Raw genomic sequence first — 20180 nt, forward strand, 5'->3', positions numbered from 1 at the left:
TCCCTATCCGACCTGATGCGGCTCATTTATCATATTGACGTCCCGGTATTGCAAATCGTATATCTTTTTGTAATAGCCGTTCTTGGCAAGAAGCTCGTGATGATTGCCTCTTTCACGAATGCTACCTTTATCGAAGACAAGAATTTCATCTGCGTGTTTCAGTGAAGAAATGCGGTGAGCGATGATAAAGGTTGTGCGGTTTTTCATGACTTCTTTTAACGCAAGCTGTATGCTGTGCTCAGTTTGCATATCTACTGCACTTGTGGCGTCATCTAATATTAAAATGCTCGGGTTTAAACAGATGGCTCTGGCAATAGCAATGCGCTGCTTCTGACCTCCAGAAAGCCCCAGCCCCCTTTCTCCAAGCATGGTGTCATATCCGTCAGGCAGTTCCATAATAAAATCGTGGGCCTGAGCTCTTTTTGCCGCATTTATAATGTCGTCCATCGAAGCATCCGGCTTCCCGTATGAAATATTTGATCGAATAGTAGATGAAAATAGGAATGATTCTTGAAGTACAACTCCAATATTTGAGCGAAGGGTTTTTAATGAATAATCTGTGATAGGTTTATGATCAATGGTGATGATTCCGCCTGCAGGACTGTAAAATCTAGTGAGGAGCTGTGTGACTGAGCTTTTTCCAGATCCTGTAGGACCCAAAAGTCCGATCATCTTTCCGCTTTTTGCTTCAAAGCTTACATCGGAAAGCGCGTTCGTTTGTTCATTTCTGTATGTGAGAGTTACATCTTTGAATGAGACATCTCCGGTTAACTTTGGCTGATGTAAAGCATGAACGTGGTCTTTGATGTCTTCCTCTTCATCAAGAATGTCTAACAGACGCTCTCCTGAGGCTTTTGCCTGAGAAAACATATTAATCACAAAACCTAAGTTCATAATCGGCCACATCATATAATTGACAAGACTGAAGAAAGCGACAAGCTCACCCGGATTCAGCTGATTTTGCATGACCAAATAGCCGCCGTATGAAAGAAGAGCCACAATACAAATATTGCCGATAAACTCCATCAGCGGAAAATACGCAGACCAGATGGATGACGTTTGTAAATATTTTGTTCTGTAGGCCGCATTTGCCTTATTAAAGGCGCTGATTTGAAAATCTTCTCTTGATAGTGACTTAACTGTGTTGATGCCGCTGATATTTTCCTGCACCTTTGTATTGAGCTTTGCAAACGATTTTCTGATGCCTCGGAATGCGGGGTGTACTCTTTTGTCAAACTGATATACCGCGACCGCCAGAAAAGGCAAAGCAGCGATTGTTACCAGCGTAAGCGGAACCGAATAGTAAAACATGACCGATAAGCTGATTGCAACCAGCAAGCCGAATCGAATAAACTCAGCAAGCCCGTAGGATAAAAAAAACCTGAGCCCTTCAACATCGGCTGTCAGCCTGGACATCAAATCACCTGTTTTTGCGTTGTCATAGTAAGAAAAAGAAAGCCTCTGCAGTTTTGCATACAGGCCATTTCTCAGCCGATAAACAGATTTGATGCCAAACATATCACCTAAATACTGATGAAAAAAAGTGGCAGTTCCTTTTACAGCCATAACCGCAATAAATCCCAGACTGATCCATGCTGCAAGCTGATACTGCCTCCCCAGTACGATCTCATCAATCGTAATTTGCAGAATGATCGGATAAACGACCGTAATGGCTGTCATCAAAACCATCGCCAGAAGCGACCACATAAACACCTTTCTGTACGGCCAATAAAATGCTTTTAATCTTTTAAATGTCTCCATACCCAGCACCCTTCCAGTTTTTTCACCCTTACTATATCGATTCCAGAAATAAATTTCTATTATTTTTCAAAAATTCAATCTAATGGTGGGGATAGTCTCTTACTTTATATGGTGGGACTTATGTAAAATAAATGCCTACAGAAAATCATTGTATGCAGGATGATGAGCAGGATATGCAAAAAAAGAGGGATATGACTTTTAACGCAAAAACCGGACGGCTTTATCGCCGTCCGGTTTTCATCCCCCGCTGACAGGTGGAATAACAGCCACCGTGTCACCGGAAGATACTGAGGTATTTTCTTTGACGTAGTTTTCATTTACAGCAATCATAGCCGTATCAATTGATTCAAGTCCGTATTGTTCCTTTAATACCGCTTTTATATCATCGGTTGTTGCTTGTTCCATATCAATTTCAAGCGTTGACGTGCCGGCCTTTTCAGCAAGTCCCGCAAACAAAAGAATGTTAATCATGCTGCTCTCCCTCACTTACATCTGGTTTTCCATTCGGATAAGCTGTTGTCTCAAGCTGGTTACCGATCCATTGCTCTCCGTCTTCCCAAATTTCTTTTTTCCAAATAGGCACAATCTGTTTAATGCGTTCGATTGCATACTCATTGGCTTCATAAGCGGCTTTTCGATGGGGAGAAGACACAGCGATGACAACTGCCGCTTCGCCGATATCCAGTACACCGATCCGATGTGTGATAGCAGCCGAAGCACCTTTCCATTTCTCTTCTATTTCAGCCCCGATTTGGGCCAGCATCTGCACAGCCATCGGTTCATAAGCCTCATATTCCAGCCGGATTGTTTTTTTTCCGTTTGTCCACTCCCGAACTGTCCCGATAAACGTGGTAATAGCTCCGGCTTCCCGTTTCTCTACTTTTTTTATGATATCTTCAGTAACGATGGGTGTTTTCGTAATCTCAAACCTTCCCATTACACAGATTCCCCTTTCAGCTGTGAAAGCACAAAATCAACTGCTGCTGGATCATCCGCGTGAAAAACGGGTAATCCTTGGTGTGCAGCCATTTGTTCTTTTTCTCTGTATATAATTGCGATTATATTTACTGCCTGCAGTTCAGCCAGATCATTCTTATCTCGTACTATTACTACTTTAGGATAAGGAGCTTTTTTAAAGCCTTCTATGAGCAGGCAATCCATATCGAGAAAGCGATATAACTCGATCAGCTGCGGGAGATCCCATTTACGGCGGGCCGTAAGCTGTAAAACACCCGCTCCTTCTACTGCTGTTACTTCAGCTCCCGCAGCTTGGTAACGGTCAGTGTCTTTTCCTTCAGTGAATGCTTCCGGTTCACCGCCATGACCGTGATGCTTCAGGCAGCCTGCATGCAGTCCCTGTAGTGCGGCTTTTTTAAGAATACGCTCTATCAATGTTGTTTTTCCGCTATTTTGGAAACCTACAACTTGGACGATCGGGAAAGGACGGACCAAGGCCACTCACTTCCATTCTCTTCTCTGATCAGCAGCACGTGGACTGTTCTGCCTGATTCGTAACCTCTCGTACCGCCCGGCAGGATGATAAACGCATTCGCTTCTGCAAGTGAAGTGACAGAGCTTGACTTATCTAATCCAACGGGAGCCGCTAACAGCTTTCCTTCCTGATGGTGTACATAAGCACGTACAAATCGGGTAAAAGGATTCGGCTTCGGAAAGTCCTTAGTCAAAACAGCTTCTGCGCAAATTGGATGCGGTTTATCATGAAGCAGCCATGACCGGATCATCGGTTTTACAAACAGTTCAAAACCGACATAGCAAGCCGACGGGTTACCTGACAGCCCAAACAGCAGCATATCGTTTGCATGAGCCACAGTCGTTACACTTCCCGGGCGCATAGCAACTTTATTAAAGAGCACATCAGCTCCGAGCCTTTCATAGATTCCAGGCAAAAAGTCAAAGTCACCCACTGACACGCCGCCTGTTGTGATTAGAAAATCAACCTTTTCCATTGCTTCCTCGACCGCAGCAAAGCTTTGATCAAGATCATCGGAGATTTTCCCTAAGTAAAGAGGTGAAGCGCCCGCTTCGATAACTTGTGCATATACCATACTGGCGTTACTGTTACGGATTTTCCCCGGCTCCAGCGGGTCACTGACATTCAGCAATTCAGTGCCGGTAGCGATAATCCCGACAACAGGCTTTCTCACGACAGGCACAGAAGCGTAGCCAAAGGTTGCCAGAAGAGCTGTTACCCCCGGAGTAATTCGCGTGCCCTTTCTGACTAAAACGCTCCCTTTTTGAGCATCTTCACCTGTTTTTGAAATATTGTCCCCTGGCTGGAAGCGGCGTTTTAAAGACATAAACGGCTGACCATTCTCTTCAAAGGCTTGAGTCAGCTCAATCATGACCACGGCATCCGCGCCTTTTGGAATTTGCGCACCTGTCATGATCCGCACTGCCTGAAACGCAGCAAGTTCTTTCTCTGATACAGCTCCTGCTCCGATATGGTCAATGACCTCAAAGCGGACAGGGTGCTCGCGTGAAGCTTCAGCCGTATCACATGCTCTGACAGCAAAACCGTCATATGGCGAACGGTCAAATGCAGGCACATGGTGATCTGCCGTTACATCTTCAGCTAAAAATCGGTGAAGGCTGTTTTCAAGCGCCACCCATTCTGTTTCCCCTCGTTTTTGAAATCGGCTGACACGCCGAACAGCTTCATCTACCGGTATCGGTGTTCTTTTCTCCAGCATTCTGAACCCTCCTGTTGTTACAATCCGATTACTCTTGCCAACACAGAATTAGCTTCTTTCACATCACTTGTTCCGTGAATCAGAGCCCGTCCGTCATTAAAAATGACGATTCTGAAATTTTCATAATAGATATGAAGCAAAAATGCATTGGCCTCTACCTTGCCGATTGTTTTCAGCCGACTGGCTAGCTCCTGCTTCGGTATTCTTTTTAATGACTCTGATCTGACTTGAACCGTATCACGGCCGCACAGTACAGCAGCTTTTGGCGTGTTCCAGTCTTGAAGATAAGGATAAACTGCGTGTACGCCGCATGACGGACAATCTTCGACTCGTACATTGCTAACGTTGATTTTCATATGTGAATTGTTCCAGACATCAAACGTGACAAAGCCGCGCTGTATCGCCTCTGTGTTTCCCGTTAACAGTTTCAGCGCTTCCGCCTGCTGATAGGCTGAAACCATATGGACCGCAGGCGGAATAATCCCTGCTGTATCGCACGTCGCTCCGCCGACAGGAATTTGCTCAAACAAACAAGACAAACAAGGTGTCTCCCCCGGAATAATTGTCATGAACATCCCTTGGCTGCTTACACAAGCGCCATAAATCCACGGTGTCTTTGTTTTCTGAGCTAGATCGTTGATAAGCATGCGTGTTTCAAAATTATCTGTTGCATCGATGACAACATCCGCTTTTTCAATCAGCGGTTCAAGCGTTTCAGCCGTCCCCTCTGTAACGTATGCCTCAATATGTATGCCGCTGTTAATAGCGGATAAATGTTCTTTGGCAGCCATAGCTTTTGGCATGCGGAGTTCCGCATCGCTTTCTGTATAGAGCTGCTGCCTTTGCAGATTGCTCCATTCTACATAATCACGGTCAATGATGGTGACGGTTCCAACTCCCGCTCTCGATAGCCCTTCAGCTCCGGCTGTTCCGAGCGCTCCTGCTCCTACGATCAGCACGCGGCTGTCTGCCAGTCTTTGCTGTCCCTCTTCTCCAATTTGCTTAAATCTGATTTGCCGTGAATAACGCTCTTCCATCAAACCTGATCTCCTTATCTTTTATGTCAATCATACCATGATTTCCCCCCGTCAGTCCCAGCAGGAGAATGTCTTGAGTTCATTCAAACGCCTATAGTCATGTCGTGTATTAATATTCATAAACTCTTCCGGCACTGCCGCGATTTCCTCTGCCTGTACGTACTGAACTGAAATACGGTCTAAGAAATCTGATAGTTTTAATTTTTTCTCAGATAGCTGTTCATATAGAATAGGCATGATCCTTTTATGATACAGTGCTATCAATGGCTGCACTCGTCCGCCTGATATCGGGATGACTGCGTCCGTATCGGCAGTTACCATGCGCCTGAGCTCCGCCATCATCCTTTTTCGTATCAGCGGTGTGTCACAGGATAGAATCGTATAAAGGTCACCGTCTGTCTTTTCAAAAGCAGTATAGATACCAGCCAATGGGCCCATTCCTTGGAACGGCTCCGCGTCTTGATACACTTCGGTTTCGCCATTCTCTTGAAATCTATCGATAAACTCGGGACGGCTGATGATGACCGCTTGCTCACCCAGCGACTTTTTAGCCCATTCGTAAAACATGCGGCCTCTCCATTTTACAAACGCCTTGGGCTCCCCAAACCGGCGTGAGGCTCCTCCTGCTAAAAGTACATTTATATGTTTCATGCTCTCACCTCTAGTTACCAAAAGCATAGCAAAAGCAAGGCCCCAACGCCAATGCTTGTCTGTTTATTAAAGAGGAATAGCTGTTCAGTATTTGCATATTGTAATGTTAACATCATGAGGGAGATGGTTCGATTGAAAAGAACAGGTCCTTTTTTCCATGACGTGTCACAGGAGAACCTTTATTTAAAATCAGAGCTGTCAAGGTGCCGTAAACTAATTTCCGAGCTTGAGGCAAGCTACTTCCATCAGAAAAATAACAAACTGCTCAAAGAAAATACCAATATGAAAGAAAAACTTCAGCAGCTGTCCGCTGAGCTAAAGCAAATGTCAATGAAAGAACAACACGCCTCCTATACGAGCCATACACTGCATCAAATGAGAGCCGAACTGCTCGATAAAATCGTCACCTTGCAGGAGCTTCTTTCCGCAGAAACCTACAAACGCAAAACCGAAATCGAAGAAAAACATAAGCTTCATATCGAAAAAATCAAAATTGAGGAAGAAAATAAAAATTTGCATAAACAAATTATTCATCTTAATACCTCTATCCAGCGGGAACAGAACGAATTGTTTCAAGCGAAGCAGCAAGCTGAAACGATAAAAGCCGAAAACGGACGCTTGAAAGAGCAAATGATAGAAAAAGAATACCAGCTAAAACATATCAAAATAGAAATAGATCATATGAAAGATCGAATCATAGAAACGAAAGAAAGGCTGCTTGAAATAGAAAAAACGAAAGAAAAACTATTTCAAGAAACTATTATTTCGTACAAACGACAGCTTGATGAAAGTGATGCCTGGATTGCTTCTCATTTTGCCGATATTGATGGCGGTGCGAAACAGAAAGAAAAAACGGCAGAAGAAGCTCAAACCGTTTACGCACCGTCAAGTCATGTAGAGACCATCCTTGAAGATGTCACAAAACAAGTAAATGAGCTTCAAAAACAGCTGACCAGAGCCCAATCATCTGACCAGCTTATCAACCATAAAATTGAAGAGCTGAAGAGCCGTGCCGCCGAAGAAAAACCTTATCAAAAATGGGTGTATAAGCTTAATCTTGAAAAAGAAAACAAACCTTCACCGAAAAAAACCCAATAATAAAAAAACTGCTTGAACTCCCAAGCAGTTTTTCTGTGTGCTTATTCTGTTGCTGATTCAGCTGATTCGATGTCACCCTCTAAAATGTACTGGCCGCGATACGGTTTTTTCACTTCCGGATACATTTTAATTAAACTTTGCATAAACGTTGTCATATTAGGGATTTCAAGACCGCTTTCCTTTTCAATCTCTTTTTGAAGTTCGGAGCTCTTAATTGCCGCGTTGTGGCGTTTTAATGTTTTAATAGCCGCTTCACGCAGTTTAGCTGCTTTAGATCCCGGTCTTGCCGTTCCTCTTCTTCTTCTAGTCGCTCCATCTGGTATACCGGCAGGAAGAGAGGAAATAGATTGAAGCTGAGGCTGGGCGGACTGCTGCTGTGATGGCGGCTGATAGCTTCTGATTTCCTGAGCTGCAAGCTCGGCGAGAACTGGCAGAGAGTCAGTTTTTCTTTCAGAACGGAACTCCTTTTTCGTTTCGGAAGTGCTTCCATTTCTGTCCAGCTCTCTTAATTTTGCGTATATTTTATCGCGTTCAATTTGATATTCACGAATGACTTTTACTTCAGCTTCATTTAATTGTTCTAATCGCAAGCGCAAAGCTTCTCTTTCATTAAACATTCCTCAATGTACCCCCTATCAGAATTAACATCTTTAATTAAGATATTAGATTACAAAAGTAATTTTATCAACTATTATTTTAGCATTTTACTATTATATTTACTCTATGAAAAATTCCTTATTTTCTGAAAATGTTTCATTTTTTAACAGACCTCTTTATTCACAAGGGTTCAAGAGCTTATGTCAGTCATTTGGAATAAAGTTGAAAATATATCTTTTAATTACTTCTTTAATGAAATTTAGTGTAATATCTACAATTTTCGCGTGCAGGGATATGAAAAATATCTAAATATGCAGAAAAACATAAGAAATTAGGTCTCGTTTTTAGAAGATAAATCATTAAAAAGCGTTTTTCTTATACCCAAATATGGAAAAATAAGCTTCTTACTCTTTTCCTTTTTTGCGCAAATAAAAAAACCTGATTAGGATCAGGTTTTTAATTTGCGCACAATTATTCAGCTTCTTGTTCTGTTTCAGCCAGAACGCGGTTCACACGTTTTTCAAGCATTTTCATGCCGCTGCCGCCGGCTTGAAAATGACGAAGCTGTCCGGTTTTATCAAACACATAGTACGCAGGCACATACTCGTTTTCAAATGCGTCGGTTAAGGTATGGTCGCTGTCAACAAAAATAGGCTGAGTAATGTCATGTTCAGCAGCTACTTCTTTGATTTTGTCGAGATCCAGGTCATCTTCGGAACGAGGCATATGAACAGCTACAACGTTCAGCTTGTCTTGATATTTGTCACGGAATTCATTCACCTGCGGCATTGCTTCTTTGCACAGGTGGCAGCTGATGGACCAGAAATGAATAAGTGTCGGTTTTTCTCCAATCAGTTGTTCTTTTGTTACTTCACCATTGAACCAAGCTTTTTCTCCTGTCAATTCAGGCATTGGCTGACGTAATTTCATCGCTTTTCCCTCCTAGTGAGCAGTAAGAGTCAAAAAGGCCTAACGAATTGTTAGACCTTTTTCTTTCGTTCTCAAAAAGAATTAAAGTGTTTTTTGACCTGGTTTCCAGTTAGCCGGGCATAGTCCGCCTGTTTGAAGTGCTTGAAGTACTCGAAGCGTTTCATCAACGTCACGGCCGATGTTGTTATGGAAAACCGTTTGATATTGTAGCTCGCCTTCAGGATTGATAATAAACAATCCGCGAAGTGCAACGCCTTCTTCTTCAATTAAAACGCCATATTCACGGGATACTTCATGGTTAGTATCAGCAGCAAGCGGATATTTCAGCTGACCAAGACCATTTTCTTTGCGGTCTGTGTTGATCCACGCCAAGTGAGTATGGATTGTATCAGTTGAAACGCCGATCACTTCAGCATCAAGATCTTCGAATTCGTCATAACGGTCAGACATCGCTGTAATTTCTGTCGGACAGACAAAAGTAAAGTCCATTGGATAGAAGAAAAGAACCGTCCATTTATCGTTTTTCATGTTTTCTTCAAGACTTACTTTGCCAAATTCCTTATTTGCAAGGACTGCTTCCATTTCAAAACGAGGAGCTTGTTTACCTACCATACGTTCTGCCATATGTATCCCTCCAATTGATAGTTTGGCTTTAAAAGCCAGATGAACAAGAAAATAAAGGAAAATATTCCTTATTTCGTCAATAACCTCGCAATGACTATTATATCGAACCGCATTTTCCCAGTCAATTTTTAACAAAGAATACATGTCTTTGCCTTCGACATTTTACGGTAAAAAGTTTAACATGTTCATGTATAGGGAAACAAACTTTAACATGCTGCAACACATTCAGAAAGGAAGCTCCAACATGGATTTTATTACACAGTATGATTGGACAGGTCTTGTCACCAGTGCGGGTGTTTTACTCATTAAGCTCGTCATTATGATTTGCTTATATTTTATCGTTCGATCTGTAGGCATGAGAATTATTAAACATCTATTTGCAAAATTTGAAGCCCAAAACAGCCTGTCTATCGGACGCGCTCACACGCTCCGAAGCCTGACACTTAACGTATTTGCTTACATATTGATTTTTATTTTTTTCGTTATGGTTCTGGATTTGTTTCATTACGACCCGAGCGCTCTTTTAGCAGGTGCGGGAATCGTAGGTCTGGCGGTCGGTTTTGGCGCCCAAGGCCTTGTCAGCGACATCGTGACAGGTTTTTTTATTCTGCTTGAAAAACAATTGGATGTCGGAGATTATATAACCGTTGCGACCTTTGACGGAATTGTGGAGCAGGTCGGTTTAAGAACGACCCAAATCCGCAGCTTTGACGGCACACTGCATTACATTCCGAACCGGAACATCACAAATGTAAGCAACCATTCCCGCGGAACGATGCAGGCGCTGGTTGATATTAAAGTCCCGGCTGAAAGAAACCTCGATGAAACCATTCACATCTTACAACATGTATGTGACGAAACGGCAGCTGCTCTTCCACAAATAAAAGAGGGTCCTAATGTCATTGGCATTCAAGAGCTGGGAACCTCTGAAATTGTGATCAGAGTCATTGCAAAAACAGAAAATATGGAACAGTGGCGGGTCGAACGAGTGCTGAGAAAAGAAATAAAAACCGCACTCGATCGCGCTTTTCCTAAAGAAACAGAATAACAAAAGAACCGAAGCTTTTGCTTCGGTTTTTACTTTACTGAATTCTGCTTTCAACTTCGCTGCAAATTTCTTCAGCAGTCATCCCGGAAGCTGTAATGACCGGTGCTTGTGTTACTGTATCGGCAATACCTTGCACATTGTTGTCTAGCCCTGTTACGACACAGCAGTCACAGCCTTTTGCATCTGCAGGACTTTTCATCATGACAACGTCATATCCTTTTTCTCTTAATGCAGCTTCTACATCTGATAACGACTGTTCAATTCCTATTTTTTTTGTCATAAAGAACACCTCCGTTAAATAGGGTGCTCATCATATGGCATTTTATTCTTTCCATTGTACTTAATTGGCATAAACAGAAAAATAACCTGTCATCACGTTAACCGCTGTTTCGATCGCATTTTCATCAGGATTCAGCTTCGCGTGATGGAGTCCGTGCGCGGAATCAGCGCCGAGCCAGAACATGAAACCCGGGTATTTTTTCAGCATGTAGCCAAAATCCTCTCCTGTCATCGCTTCTTTTGCTTCGATTACTTGTGCCAATTTTTGCTCAGCAACAAAAGACATAAACTCCTCTGTGAGCCCGCTTGTATTGTAAACTTGGTGATACACAGACGGATACGTCACTTTTCCTTTACACCGGAAGCCGATTTCGATTCCCTTTACTAAATCTTCGATCCGTTCCTTTACCTGCTTCATGGATTCTTCAGAAAGCGTGCGGATTGTGCCTTCCAGGTGAGCTGTTTGCGCAATAATATTTTGCGCGGAGCCGCCCGTAATCGTACCGATAGTAATCACAGCGCTGTCCAGCGGGTCTGTGTTTCTGGAGATGATCGTTTGCAATTGAGTAACGAGTGTGCTTGCCGCTACAACCATATCCTCAGCTAAGTGCGGATAAGCGGCATGCCCCCCTTTGCCTTCCAGGTCAATGACAAGCTCTGATGTATTCGCAAAAAGCAAACCGCTTTTTGTCGCGATGGTGCCGACCGGAAGCTCTGGAGCAATATGAAGCGCAGTGATGAGATCAGGCTGCCACTTTTTTAAGACGTCGCTCTCAAGCATCGGTTCCGCTCCCCCTGGCCCTTCCTCTGCCGGCTGAAATAAAAAGAGCAGATCATGCTTAACAGGGTGATGAACAAAGTGGTCGATGATGCCCAGCGCAATCGTCATATGCAAATCATGTCCGCAGGCGTGCATGTTGCCGTGATGCTCTGATGCGAATGGCAGCCCTGTCTGCTCTTCGATTGAAAGCGCGTCAATGTCCGCTCGGTATCCGAGCATTTTGTCCGGCGCTGTTCCGTTCACTTTCACAAAAAGTCCGGTTCTCCATTTCTCAATTTCAATTCTGTCTTTCGGATATTGCTCCAAGACGTTTAATAAATATTGCTGTGTTTTGAATTCCTGAAATCCAAGCTCGGGAATACGGTGCAGATCTCTGCGAATTGCAATGAGCTCCTCTTTCTTCATTTTCATTTCCTCCTGCCTATACGAATAAGGCGTGGATATATCATCCACGCCTTTTTGATCAAATCATTCCTTACAGCTGGCGTAATTCCTGCTTGATTTCGGTTTTGCCTTTTGTTTTCTCATCGATATCTTTAATTTTCTTAGCAGGTGTTCCCGCAACAACTGTGTATGGCTCAACATCGTTCACTACGATCGCTCCCGCAGCGACAACAGCTCCTTTACCGACTGTTACACCTTCGAGTACGACAGCATTTGCACCGATCACAACGTCGTCTTCAATGACAACCGGTTTAGCGGATGGCGGCTCAATAACGCCCGCAAGCACAGAACCCGCACCGATGTGACAGTTTTTACCGACAGTAGCTCGTCCGCCAAGAACAACGTTCATATCGATCATTGTACCTTCTCCGATAACTGATCCGATATTGATAGAAGCCCCCATCATGATGACTGCGTTATCGCCGATTTCAACTTGGTCGCGGATGATCGCACCCGGCTCGATGCGCGCTTTGACATCTTTAAGATCAAGCATAGGAATCGCAGAGTTGCGGCGGTCATTTTCTACCACGTAATCTTCGATTTTGCTTTGGTTTTCTTCAATTGCTGTTTTGATTTCGCTCCATTCACCGAAAACAACACCAGTGTTTCCGTTTAGAAAAGCTTTCGCAGATTCACCGAAATTGATTCCTTCCAGCTCACCTTTTACATAAACCTTTACAGGTGTAGATTTTGTGCTATTTTGAATAAATGAAATAATTTCATTTGCGTCCATCATTTTCATATGTATAGTCCTCCTCCTGATTTTCTACCTCATTACTGTATCAAAGGAAAGATACAAAGACAAGAAAAAAAGGAAACAGCCGCTCGGCAGTTCCCTTTGCATCTATCAGACAGCACAGCCGCTTTTTCTGGCAAATTGTCTGCCGAATTCCTTTAATACTTCTTCTTCTTCCCCTTCAGGATTCATTTCAACCTTTACGGAAGGAAGCACAATTTCGCCGCCTCGTTCTTTTATTTTCTCTTCAAGCGTATCTACAGCACCGCAGAAATATTCATATGCTGTATCACCGGAACCGAAAACGGCGCATGTTTTTCCGGTAAAGTCAAGGGCTTCCATTTCTTCGGCAAGGTCAAGAAATTCGTCAGGCAGATCACCGTCTCCCCATGTATAGGTTCCTAAGATGATATGTTCATAATCATTAAACAGCTCGGCATCATCAATGTCCATCGCTTCAAATCGATCTACTTCCGCTTCCGCCTCCTGAAGACCCTTTTCAATCAAATCAGCCATGGCTTCTGTGTTGCCTGACATCGTTGCGTAAACCAGCAAAATCTTCCCCAATTCCGTATTCCTCCTCTAATGAATCATTGCTGAAACTTCGTACGGCTGGACAAATTTACATTCATACAAGCCTGCACAAAAGAAATTTTCTTTTTGATTGGCGACTCTCCATCCATGACCTTTAATGGTATCGAACCATTTTAGCTCTCGGGCCTCAAGATCAGCCTGATAAATCCTCGAATAGCCATTTTCGTCTTGAGCCGTTGTGACATAAATAATGCCATCATCCTCTGAAATATCAAGAAACGATTCTTCTTTTTTGATCATGCTGGAATGTATCGTGACTTCTTCAGCCGTTAAAATATGTTGTGCAGTGACGGCTCCGCGCTTTCCTTTTGCAGAGCCCATTGCAGCAACCAGCCATTTTTCATCGAACACAAGCATGGATGCCGTCATACGGCTGTCTTCTTTTTTTACCATTCGGACAGCGCCTCGTTTGAAATCGCAAGCCCAAATCCCTCCGAAACATTCGTGTATTTGTGTACCAATATAAAGATTCCCGCCATGCAGACACAGTGAACGGATAACAGGCGGATGTTCAAATTCCGCAAAGGGTTTGGCAACCCGCCACGAAATACCGAAGTCTTCTGATACATAAATGCAATGCTTGCCATGGGCGCAAACAAATCCATCATTCCTGCCGGTAATCGACCACACTGTCGCATTTGTCGGGAAGCTTGACATCGTCCAGCTTTTCCCTTCGTCAGATGAACGAATGATCGTTCCCTTTTCACCGACACCGAATAAGTAAGGACCGATGTAACTGATGCAGTGTATTTTCGCTTTTAAACGAAAAAGCTTTTTCCAGCCTTGTTCCAAAGAATAATGAAAAATGCCTTCTCTTTTTACTGCCACAAAATAGCCAGAAAACGCCGATGCCGCAACAGCTGTCGCCCCTTTATGAAACATGGCTTTTTCCCTTGTTCACAAAGTCTGCCCATGCAAGAAAACCTCTTGCAAATTCTCTGCAGCTTTCCACGTCATCATCCGTTTCAGGGGCAAGCTCAATTTTAAGTGTTTCTTGATAGACAGCAGCTCCCGCCTCTTGCAGCATGTCACTGAACAAATTGACAGCCTCGCAAAACTTTGGATAAGAGTAATCCCCCGAGCCGAAGCAAGCTGTTTTCAAACCGTTCAGCTGGAGCTGCTGAACCTCTTCGAAAAAGTCCTCTGCTTCGTAAGGCAAATCGCCATCTCCCCATGTGTAAGTGCCAATGAGCACATAATCATAAGAAGTCAGAGCCGATGCTTCCGCGTCATCCATATCGATGCAATCAATGTCTAAACCATATTCCTTCAGTGTATCTTTTATAATTCCGGCAATGTCTTCGGTATTTCCTGACATGCTGGCATATGTAATCAAGGCTTTTGCCATGTTATCACCTCATAATTGATAATGATTTTCAATATCATATGTATCACTTTAAATGATAATGATTTTCATTGTCAATATATAAATAAAAAAAGACAGCCTTTTGCTGTCTTTTCTCTTAAAATGGATGCTCTTGATCAAGCATCTCCTTTACAACTGAAACAAAAGCTTGAACTTGCTTCAGTTCAAAAGCAGGTTCATAGCCTAATAACCAGGTATCCCGCCCGATAGGATTGCCTTTCACGTCTAACAGAGGCATTTTATTGACTTTGTCTTCGTTCTGAAGGGTAACAGACGGCAAAATCGCATATCCGATCCCATGCAGCGCCATCTGTTTGCACGTTTCAATCTGATCAACCAATATAGTCTGTTTTGGCGACGTTTTAAATTTTTGATGCCACCAATGCTGAATCTCCTGAAAATAAGTGCTGTCGCTTTTAAATTGGATAAACGGCCGTTCTGTATGAGCAATATCTTCTATACAAGAGATTTCAGTGTCGACTAAATACAGATGGTCTGTCATTAAATAGTCTTTGCGGCCTTTCCACTCGGGGTTTCCTCTAATAATGCCAATATGAACCTGATCCTCATAAAGGCTTTTCAGCATTTCGCTGCTCCAGCCGGTAATGAGCGAGACCTTTGCATTCGGATACTTTTCCACATACGTTTTTAGAACTTTTGGAAGCCAATGCTGGCCGATGATGGAGGCGACGGCAAGCTTCAGTGTGCCGTGAATTTCCCCTTCGAGCTCATCGATATTTTCTCTAATTCTGTCCTGCTCTAACGTAACGTCATTCGCAAACTGAATGATTTTCTCTCCGGCCGGCGTTACTGTCAATCCTTTTTGGGATCTTAAAAATATCTTTGTCCCCCACGCCTTTTCAATGGTTTGTAAACGCTGAGATAAAGCCGGCTGGGATACAAAAAGCCGTTCCGCCGCCTTTCTCATATTTAACTCCTCAGCTAAAACTACGAGCATATGAAGCTCTTGAAGCTGCATGTCGTCCTCCTTTTTATTATCAATAAGTTTTTCTTATCTTCTATTCTAATAAAATCTTAGTTTATGATTCAAGTCCTTTTCACCCCAATTTATGTATGCGCTTTCTTTATTGCTCTGCAAATAGAATAAAAAATAGGCTGAGCAGCCTACTTGTTTAATGAGCGAATATGCTTATTCAATTCCTTCAAAACCACTCTTCTTGTGAAAATCCCCTCAAAGACCTGATCATCATTTTCAACGCAAACAAACCCGTTATCAATGACCATGCTGAACCCTTTGATAATCGGATCATTTATATGAAGACGCGGAATATCAGTCAGCATAACTTCCTCAACGGTAATTTGGTCAAGCTTTTCAAATTCAATTCTTTCAAGACCAAAAATGCTGTTCATGATCATATTGGTTCCTATTAAGCCGTGTAAACGATATGACGCATCCAGCACCGGGATGGCTGTGTACCCTGTTTTTGTCAGCACTAATAAAGCGTGCTCCAGGTTGTTCCCAACTTGAACGTGCGCTACTTTGTCCGCCTCAATCATAAATTGTCCGACTGTTGCCTCAAGAAGCTGATCTGATTGCAAGCTTATCATGTTTTCGACCCCTTTTCATTTTCATCAACACATACATTCCCTATACTACAATAATATAAACTTTATCAGTATTTGTCGAAAAGTTTCCTTCAATAAAAAAGATACTCTTTGGAGGAGTATCAATTATAAGGTGTGCCATTAATTTTCAAATCGAAATCGGTCGTATAGCGTTACAAGTTTTTTGTAGGTGGTTCCGTCAACGTTTTTGGTTCCTGTCTCTATATCGTTGATCTCACTGCTTAAAAGCTCGATAGCATACTCATGATTGATCAGGATATTCAGCAGAAGTTTTTGTTCTTCTTCTGTAAATCGTTCACCGATAAGACTCATTCGTAATCAGGCCCCCTGTTTTATACTGAATACCTCTGAAAGCAAGAAAACTTACTTTCAGCTCTACCGCTAGAATAAGTAATCAGAAAACAATCGTCAACCGCATAATTCGACATTTCCCTCGGCTTGCGAGCCGGAATTATTTTGTAAAACGATTTGCATAGCTGAAGGCTGTGTATGAATCCGGTTTGATTTTAGCCTCAATCCCCATTGAAGTAATGCGCCCTGTCATTTCTTGAATCAGTTCTTTTGTAAGCCCTTTTTTCCCAATATCCAAGTGAACCTCAAATGTAAGATCCGCCCCTTCGCCTGCAAAAGGCAGGAGCAGATCGGTAATATCCATCAAATGTCCATCCAGAATATAGGCGGCTGTTTCTTGACTGTACGCCGTTTCTAACGAAATCTTTTCACGAAGGCTATGTATGGGTCTGTCGACTGCGCGGTTTTTCAAGCAGCCCCAAGCTCCCTTGCCTGTACGATGCAAATGTAATGCAGTAATAAACTTTGTGTAATCACGATAAACCTGTGAATCGGTTCCGATCGATAACACATATGAAGAACGGGGATCCCTTCGAATAAAGGCTTTAAGCCGCTCCATCACATCTTGAAAGGTCATCTGTGCTTCTGAAAGATTATAAAACAGAAAAGAATCGGCCATGACGACACTCCTTTTCAAGGATTTACAACCATGAAACAAGTATGTTCCTTACCGTTTATTTCGATTACATGCTGCAAAGCGAAAGCTTGTTTCCCCTATATCAAGAGTCTTACTGCAGAAGTTCAAAGATTTCGATTGAAACCATGTCGATATTATCAAACGGATATGTGTTCGGCTTTTCACCTTTTTGGAAAACCGTCAGTTCAAACGTTTGATTTTTTTCGAAATATTTAACACTGCATATTTTCTCACCATTTACTTCAAAGTAGCGCTGCATTGGCTCGTTAGCCGCTTCCGCCGTTTCTTGCAGACTTTGCAGCCGTGTGATGATACCCATTAATTGTGACATTCTAAAAAAAGACTCCTTTCAAAAAACAACTTCAAATCAACAAGTATTTATTATAATACAAGTTCTATTGAGCATCATACCATAAAGTCGGACAGGATGGCATTTTCCCTGCTGAATTTAAGAAAAGAAAAAAAGTGAAAAAACTATTTTTACGTAGTTTGAGGCTTTTTTTGGAATGTCATACACACAATTATGATTTTTTTGATATTCCGGCAGAATCCAACAGCCTTTTTGCAATTTCGTCAAAATCCTCTTTTGAAATCCCGGGAGCAAATTCCTCCGGCACTTCTCTGAAATCAGGAACGGGCGCTCCCTTAGGGCTTCCCTCAATGACATGAAGCTCACTGCCGTCTATCGGATGCTCACCTTTCCAGATTTTATTGATATCCTTGTAATCCGTATCACTGAATGTATATAGCTTCGTATGAATTCCCTGCTCTTCGAATTTTCTGGCTGTATCAAAATGTTTATTATCAAGATTCGGGATCGGAAGCATTTTGCCGATATTTACGCCGGTCGCAATCTCAAGCGCTTTGGCATACGCCACGATATGAACGCCGCCGCGCACGAGCAAATAACCGATCATTTCTCTGGCCACCGGATGATCAGTCATTTCATACACTCTCATTTTGTGAGTTCGGGCGCCGCATTCCAGGAAAAAGTTATGGAGCAAATCCAGCACCAGATTTCCGCTGTTAAACACATTTTCACCGGTCCAGGCTTTCCCCATCGAATCAAACGGATAAGACGTTTGAGCCGTTTCAATAAAATGCTGGGAATTGCGTTTATTTTTTGCATCTCTCATCGGTGTAACGTCGGGATCACCTTTAAATGTCGAACCTGTCAGCATTAAGGATATCGTATTAGACACAAGCTCAACATGGCCGAATTCTTCAGCGGTAATGCTTGATACGAGATCGTAAAACGGTTTTAATTTTTTCTTGCTGCGAAAGTTAAAGGACTGGAACATATAATTATTGAGAGTGGACATTTCACCAAATTTGCCGCCTAACAGCTCTTGAACCGCCGCTGCCGCATTTGGGTCAGGATGTTCTGGGGTTGGAAGGTCAATAAGCAGTCTGTTGCTCCTTTTGAACATGTTTTTACCTCCTAGTGCCGTTGTTTACCACTAATAAGGTTTATTGTTTCTATGGATTGTCTTATGCGTTGACAAATAAAAAACTTGGCGGGGGTAGCGCCAAGCTTTTCGGATCTTGATCTGATAGAGGGGTTGGGGAACAGAGAGTAGCTTCTCTCTATAATTAAATGATAATGATTCTCAGTATCAATGTCAATCGTTTTTTGATATTTTTTTCAATTCATAAAAAAAACGGCTCTTCAGCCGTTTAAATCAATCCATCCTGCTCATATAAATAAGAATACGGCAGGTCTATAAATAAATATATTTGATCATCCATCGGATATGAAAACGTTCTGATCATTTCGCCTGTTTCCAAATCGCTGTACAAATCACTGAAAAACCCTTTTCTGAGGTTTCTCATTCTCATGATGTTCTCCAGAAAATAAGGACGCCAGCTCCAGTTCTTCTCCGTATACTCCGGCTGATAAATCCATTCTCCGTCTTGTTTAAAAACATTTCCAGTCAGCTGATCGCCTTCTCCATCACAGATATAAATTCTAAAACTGCAATCCGTCAGCTCTTCCGCCAGCTTTTTAATAAAATCATCATCCGGGGACTGGCTGTTTTTCCGCAATGATGTAACAGCTTGGTGCACCCGTTTGTAAAACTGTTCAGAGTGCTCATAGACGGTTTCTAGTTTCTTTTTCTCATGAGTGATAAATTGGTGAAATTCAGTCTTAAGTCTTCGCTTCAATACATCTCTCTCTAAAAACGTTTCTGACGGGGACACCAAATAATAGCCCTGAAAATAGCGGCCGCCGTTTCTCCATGCGTATTGAAGCTGAAAATTCGCCTCAATATCTTCGTAAAGCAGCGCCGCACCGATTTTTCTTGCTAATAATGAAATGCTGTACAGCACATGCTCATAAGACGGAGATGGCTGTGAGATTTTCAGCGCCTGTAAATCGATTTTTAACAAATCTGGCGATAGCAGCGCAATTCTGTCCAGATTGCTGCTTTCTTTTCCGATATTATCAATTGCAATTTTGATTCCGTATGTACGATAGTAGGCAAGCATATGGTAAAGCTGCTCAATGTCCCCTTCAAAATTGTGCTCCGTAATTTCAAGCACGAAACGATGAAGTTCGATCCCTCTCGCTTCATATTCTTTCAGAAGCTCAAGAAAGCTTTCGCCGTGATCAAGCATTAAAAGATTGGCATCCTGATTCATAAAAATCAGCAGATCAGAATCCGCTTCTAAAAAGCGGTCAAGAGCCTGGCGGATAATTCTGTTATCAACCTCTAATTTATATTCTTCGGGTATCCCCGCATCTAAAAAAAAGGGTCCGAGACTTTGAATTTCTGAATCTGCCAATATACGTCCCAGCACCTCATATCCGACGATTTTCTGCTCCTCGGCACTGAAAATCGCCTGGTAATATGGGAGGACATCATCAATGTTCGTTAAAATATCAAGTGGATCCAACATGTTATCACCTGCTTCTCTATCTTTGTCTGATTATACCACATTGAATC

General features: G+C 42.6%; 25 protein-coding genes. 2 read left to right on the forward strand and 23 right to left on the reverse strand.

Annotation, left to right across the window (positions count from 1 at the left end):
* Positions 1-3: 3 nt before the first annotated feature.
* The 7 genes from KXD37_RS14345 to KXD37_RS14375 all read right to left on the reverse strand — a co-directional run bounded on the left by KXD37_RS14345 (position 4) and on the right by KXD37_RS14375 (position 6160).
* Complete coding sequence (locus tag KXD37_RS14345; RefSeq protein WP_151174988.1) at positions 4-1761, reverse strand: ABC transporter ATP-binding protein; 1758 nt, start codon at positions 1759-1761, stop codon at positions 4-6.
* A 237-nt stretch (positions 1762-1998) separates the two neighbouring features.
* Positions 1999-2232 carry a molybdopterin converting factor subunit 1 gene (gene moaD, locus KXD37_RS14350; protein ID WP_044156050.1) on the reverse strand — a complete coding sequence of 78 codons (234 nt, stop codon included), beginning with the start codon at positions 2230-2232 and terminating at the stop codon, positions 1999-2001.
* On the reverse strand, positions 2225-2698 hold the full coding sequence (locus KXD37_RS14355) for a molybdenum cofactor biosynthesis protein MoaE (RefSeq protein ID WP_101865195.1): 474 nt from the start codon (positions 2696-2698) through the stop codon (positions 2225-2227). Before KXD37_RS14355 ends, moaD begins: the two co-directional genes overlap by 8 nt.
* Positions 2698-3219 carry a molybdopterin-guanine dinucleotide biosynthesis protein B gene (mobB, locus tag KXD37_RS14360; protein ID WP_106020377.1) on the reverse strand — a complete coding sequence of 174 codons (522 nt, stop codon included), beginning with the start codon at positions 3217-3219 and terminating at the stop codon, positions 2698-2700. Before mobB ends, KXD37_RS14355 begins: the two co-directional genes overlap by 1 nt.
* The gene (gene glp / locus KXD37_RS14365; RefSeq protein WP_263463628.1) at positions 3180-4472 is read right to left on the reverse strand and encodes a gephyrin-like molybdotransferase Glp; all 1293 of its coding nucleotides are present in this window, start codon (positions 4470-4472) and stop codon (positions 3180-3182) included. Before glp ends, mobB begins: the two co-directional genes overlap by 40 nt.
* A 17-nt stretch (positions 4473-4489) precedes the next feature.
* Positions 4490-5509, reverse strand: coding sequence for a MoeB/ThiF family adenylyltransferase (locus tag KXD37_RS14370; RefSeq protein ID WP_103671626.1), 1020 nt, complete (start codon positions 5507-5509; stop codon positions 4490-4492).
* A gap of 51 nt (positions 5510-5560) precedes the next feature.
* Entirely contained in the window at positions 5561-6160 is a 600-nt protein-coding gene (locus tag KXD37_RS14375) for a molybdenum cofactor guanylyltransferase (RefSeq protein WP_263463629.1), read from the reverse strand.
* A gap of 132 nt (positions 6161-6292) precedes the next feature.
* Here KXD37_RS14375 and KXD37_RS14380 point away from each other — a divergent pair, with 132 nt between their 5' ends.
* The gene (locus tag KXD37_RS14380) at positions 6293-7258 is read left to right on the forward strand and encodes a hypothetical protein (protein WP_024121231.1); all 966 of its coding nucleotides are present in this window, start codon (positions 6293-6295) and stop codon (positions 7256-7258) included.
* A gap of 41 nt (positions 7259-7299) precedes the next feature.
* Here KXD37_RS14380 and rok read toward each other — a convergent pair whose 3' ends face one another.
* The 3 genes from rok to ahpA all read right to left on the reverse strand — a co-directional run bounded on the left by rok (position 7300) and on the right by ahpA (position 9409).
* A complete protein-coding gene (gene rok / locus KXD37_RS14385) occupies positions 7300-7875 on the reverse strand; it encodes a transcriptional regulator Rok (RefSeq protein ID WP_024121230.1) in 576 nt (191 codons plus the stop codon).
* Between the two features lie 451 nt (positions 7876-8326).
* Positions 8327-8785, reverse strand: a complete 459-nt coding sequence (ykuV, locus tag KXD37_RS14390; RefSeq protein ID WP_103671624.1) for a thiol-disulfide oxidoreductase YkuV — start codon at positions 8783-8785, stop codon at positions 8327-8329.
* Between the two features lie 81 nt (positions 8786-8866).
* Positions 8867-9409, reverse strand: coding sequence for a biofilm-specific peroxidase AhpA (gene ahpA / locus KXD37_RS14395; protein WP_010334066.1), 543 nt, complete (start codon positions 9407-9409; stop codon positions 8867-8869).
* A gap of 244 nt (positions 9410-9653) precedes the next feature.
* Here ahpA and KXD37_RS14400 point away from each other — a divergent pair, with 244 nt between their 5' ends.
* On the forward strand, positions 9654-10457 hold the full coding sequence (locus KXD37_RS14400) for a mechanosensitive ion channel family protein (protein WP_024121228.1): 804 nt from the start codon (positions 9654-9656) through the stop codon (positions 10455-10457).
* Between the two features lie 34 nt (positions 10458-10491).
* On the opposite strand, the gene KXD37_RS14405 is transcribed toward KXD37_RS14400, so the two are convergent.
* The 13 genes from KXD37_RS14405 to KXD37_RS14465 form a co-directional block, all read right to left on the reverse strand.
* Positions 10492-10737, reverse strand: a complete 246-nt coding sequence (locus KXD37_RS14405) for a YkuS family protein (RefSeq protein WP_010334064.1) — start codon at positions 10735-10737, stop codon at positions 10492-10494.
* 60 nt (positions 10738-10797) lie between these two features.
* A complete protein-coding gene (locus tag KXD37_RS14410; protein ID WP_106020381.1) occupies positions 10798-11922 on the reverse strand; it encodes an N-acetyldiaminopimelate deacetylase in 1125 nt (374 codons plus the stop codon).
* Between the two features lie 70 nt (positions 11923-11992).
* Complete coding sequence (gene dapD, locus KXD37_RS14415; protein WP_024121226.1) at positions 11993-12703, reverse strand: 2,3,4,5-tetrahydropyridine-2,6-dicarboxylate N-acetyltransferase; 711 nt, start codon at positions 12701-12703, stop codon at positions 11993-11995.
* 105 nt (positions 12704-12808) lie between these two features.
* Positions 12809-13264: a flavodoxin gene (locus tag KXD37_RS14420; RefSeq protein WP_024121225.1), complete on the reverse strand. Its 456-nt coding sequence runs from the start codon at positions 13262-13264 to the stop codon at positions 12809-12811.
* Positions 13265-13279: 15 nt separating this feature from the next.
* Entirely contained in the window at positions 13280-14173 is an 894-nt protein-coding gene (locus KXD37_RS14425; RefSeq protein WP_106020382.1) for a WD40/YVTN/BNR-like repeat-containing protein, read from the reverse strand.
* Positions 14163-14639 carry a flavodoxin gene (locus tag KXD37_RS14430; protein ID WP_106020383.1) on the reverse strand — a complete coding sequence of 159 codons (477 nt, stop codon included), beginning with the start codon at positions 14637-14639 and terminating at the stop codon, positions 14163-14165. Before KXD37_RS14430 ends, KXD37_RS14425 begins: the two co-directional genes overlap by 11 nt.
* Before the next feature lie 115 nt (positions 14640-14754).
* Complete coding sequence (gene ccpC / locus KXD37_RS14435) at positions 14755-15636, reverse strand: transcriptional regulator CcpC (RefSeq protein WP_044156069.1); 882 nt, start codon at positions 15634-15636, stop codon at positions 14755-14757.
* 146 nt (positions 15637-15782) lie between these two features.
* Positions 15783-16226 (reverse strand): cyclic-di-AMP-binding protein CbpB, encoded by a 444-nt coding sequence (cbpB, locus tag KXD37_RS14440; RefSeq protein ID WP_024121221.1) that lies wholly within the window; start codon positions 16224-16226, stop codon positions 15783-15785.
* A 138-nt stretch (positions 16227-16364) separates the two neighbouring features.
* Positions 16365-16556, reverse strand: coding sequence for an AbrB antirepressor AbbA (gene abbA / locus KXD37_RS14445; protein WP_003218673.1), 192 nt, complete (start codon positions 16554-16556; stop codon positions 16365-16367).
* A 139-nt stretch (positions 16557-16695) separates the two neighbouring features.
* The gene (locus KXD37_RS14450) at positions 16696-17214 is read right to left on the reverse strand and encodes a ribonuclease H-like YkuK family protein (protein WP_106020384.1); all 519 of its coding nucleotides are present in this window, start codon (positions 17212-17214) and stop codon (positions 16696-16698) included.
* A gap of 109 nt (positions 17215-17323) precedes the next feature.
* Positions 17324-17563 carry a YkuJ family protein gene (locus KXD37_RS14455; protein WP_003218671.1) on the reverse strand — a complete coding sequence of 80 codons (240 nt, stop codon included), beginning with the start codon at positions 17561-17563 and terminating at the stop codon, positions 17324-17326.
* A 190-nt stretch (positions 17564-17753) separates the two neighbouring features.
* The gene (locus KXD37_RS14460) at positions 17754-18662 is read right to left on the reverse strand and encodes a manganese catalase family protein (RefSeq protein ID WP_103671621.1); all 909 of its coding nucleotides are present in this window, start codon (positions 18660-18662) and stop codon (positions 17754-17756) included.
* 247 nt (positions 18663-18909) lie between these two features.
* Entirely contained in the window at positions 18910-20133 is a 1224-nt protein-coding gene (locus KXD37_RS14465; RefSeq protein ID WP_263463630.1) for an EAL-associated domain-containing protein, read from the reverse strand.
* Between the last annotated feature and the right edge of the window lie 47 nt (positions 20134-20180).

It is taken from the genome of Bacillus sp. XT-2, assembly GCF_025696525.1.
Classification (GTDB): domain Bacteria; phylum Bacillota; class Bacilli; order Bacillales; family Bacillaceae; genus Bacillus; species Bacillus halotolerans.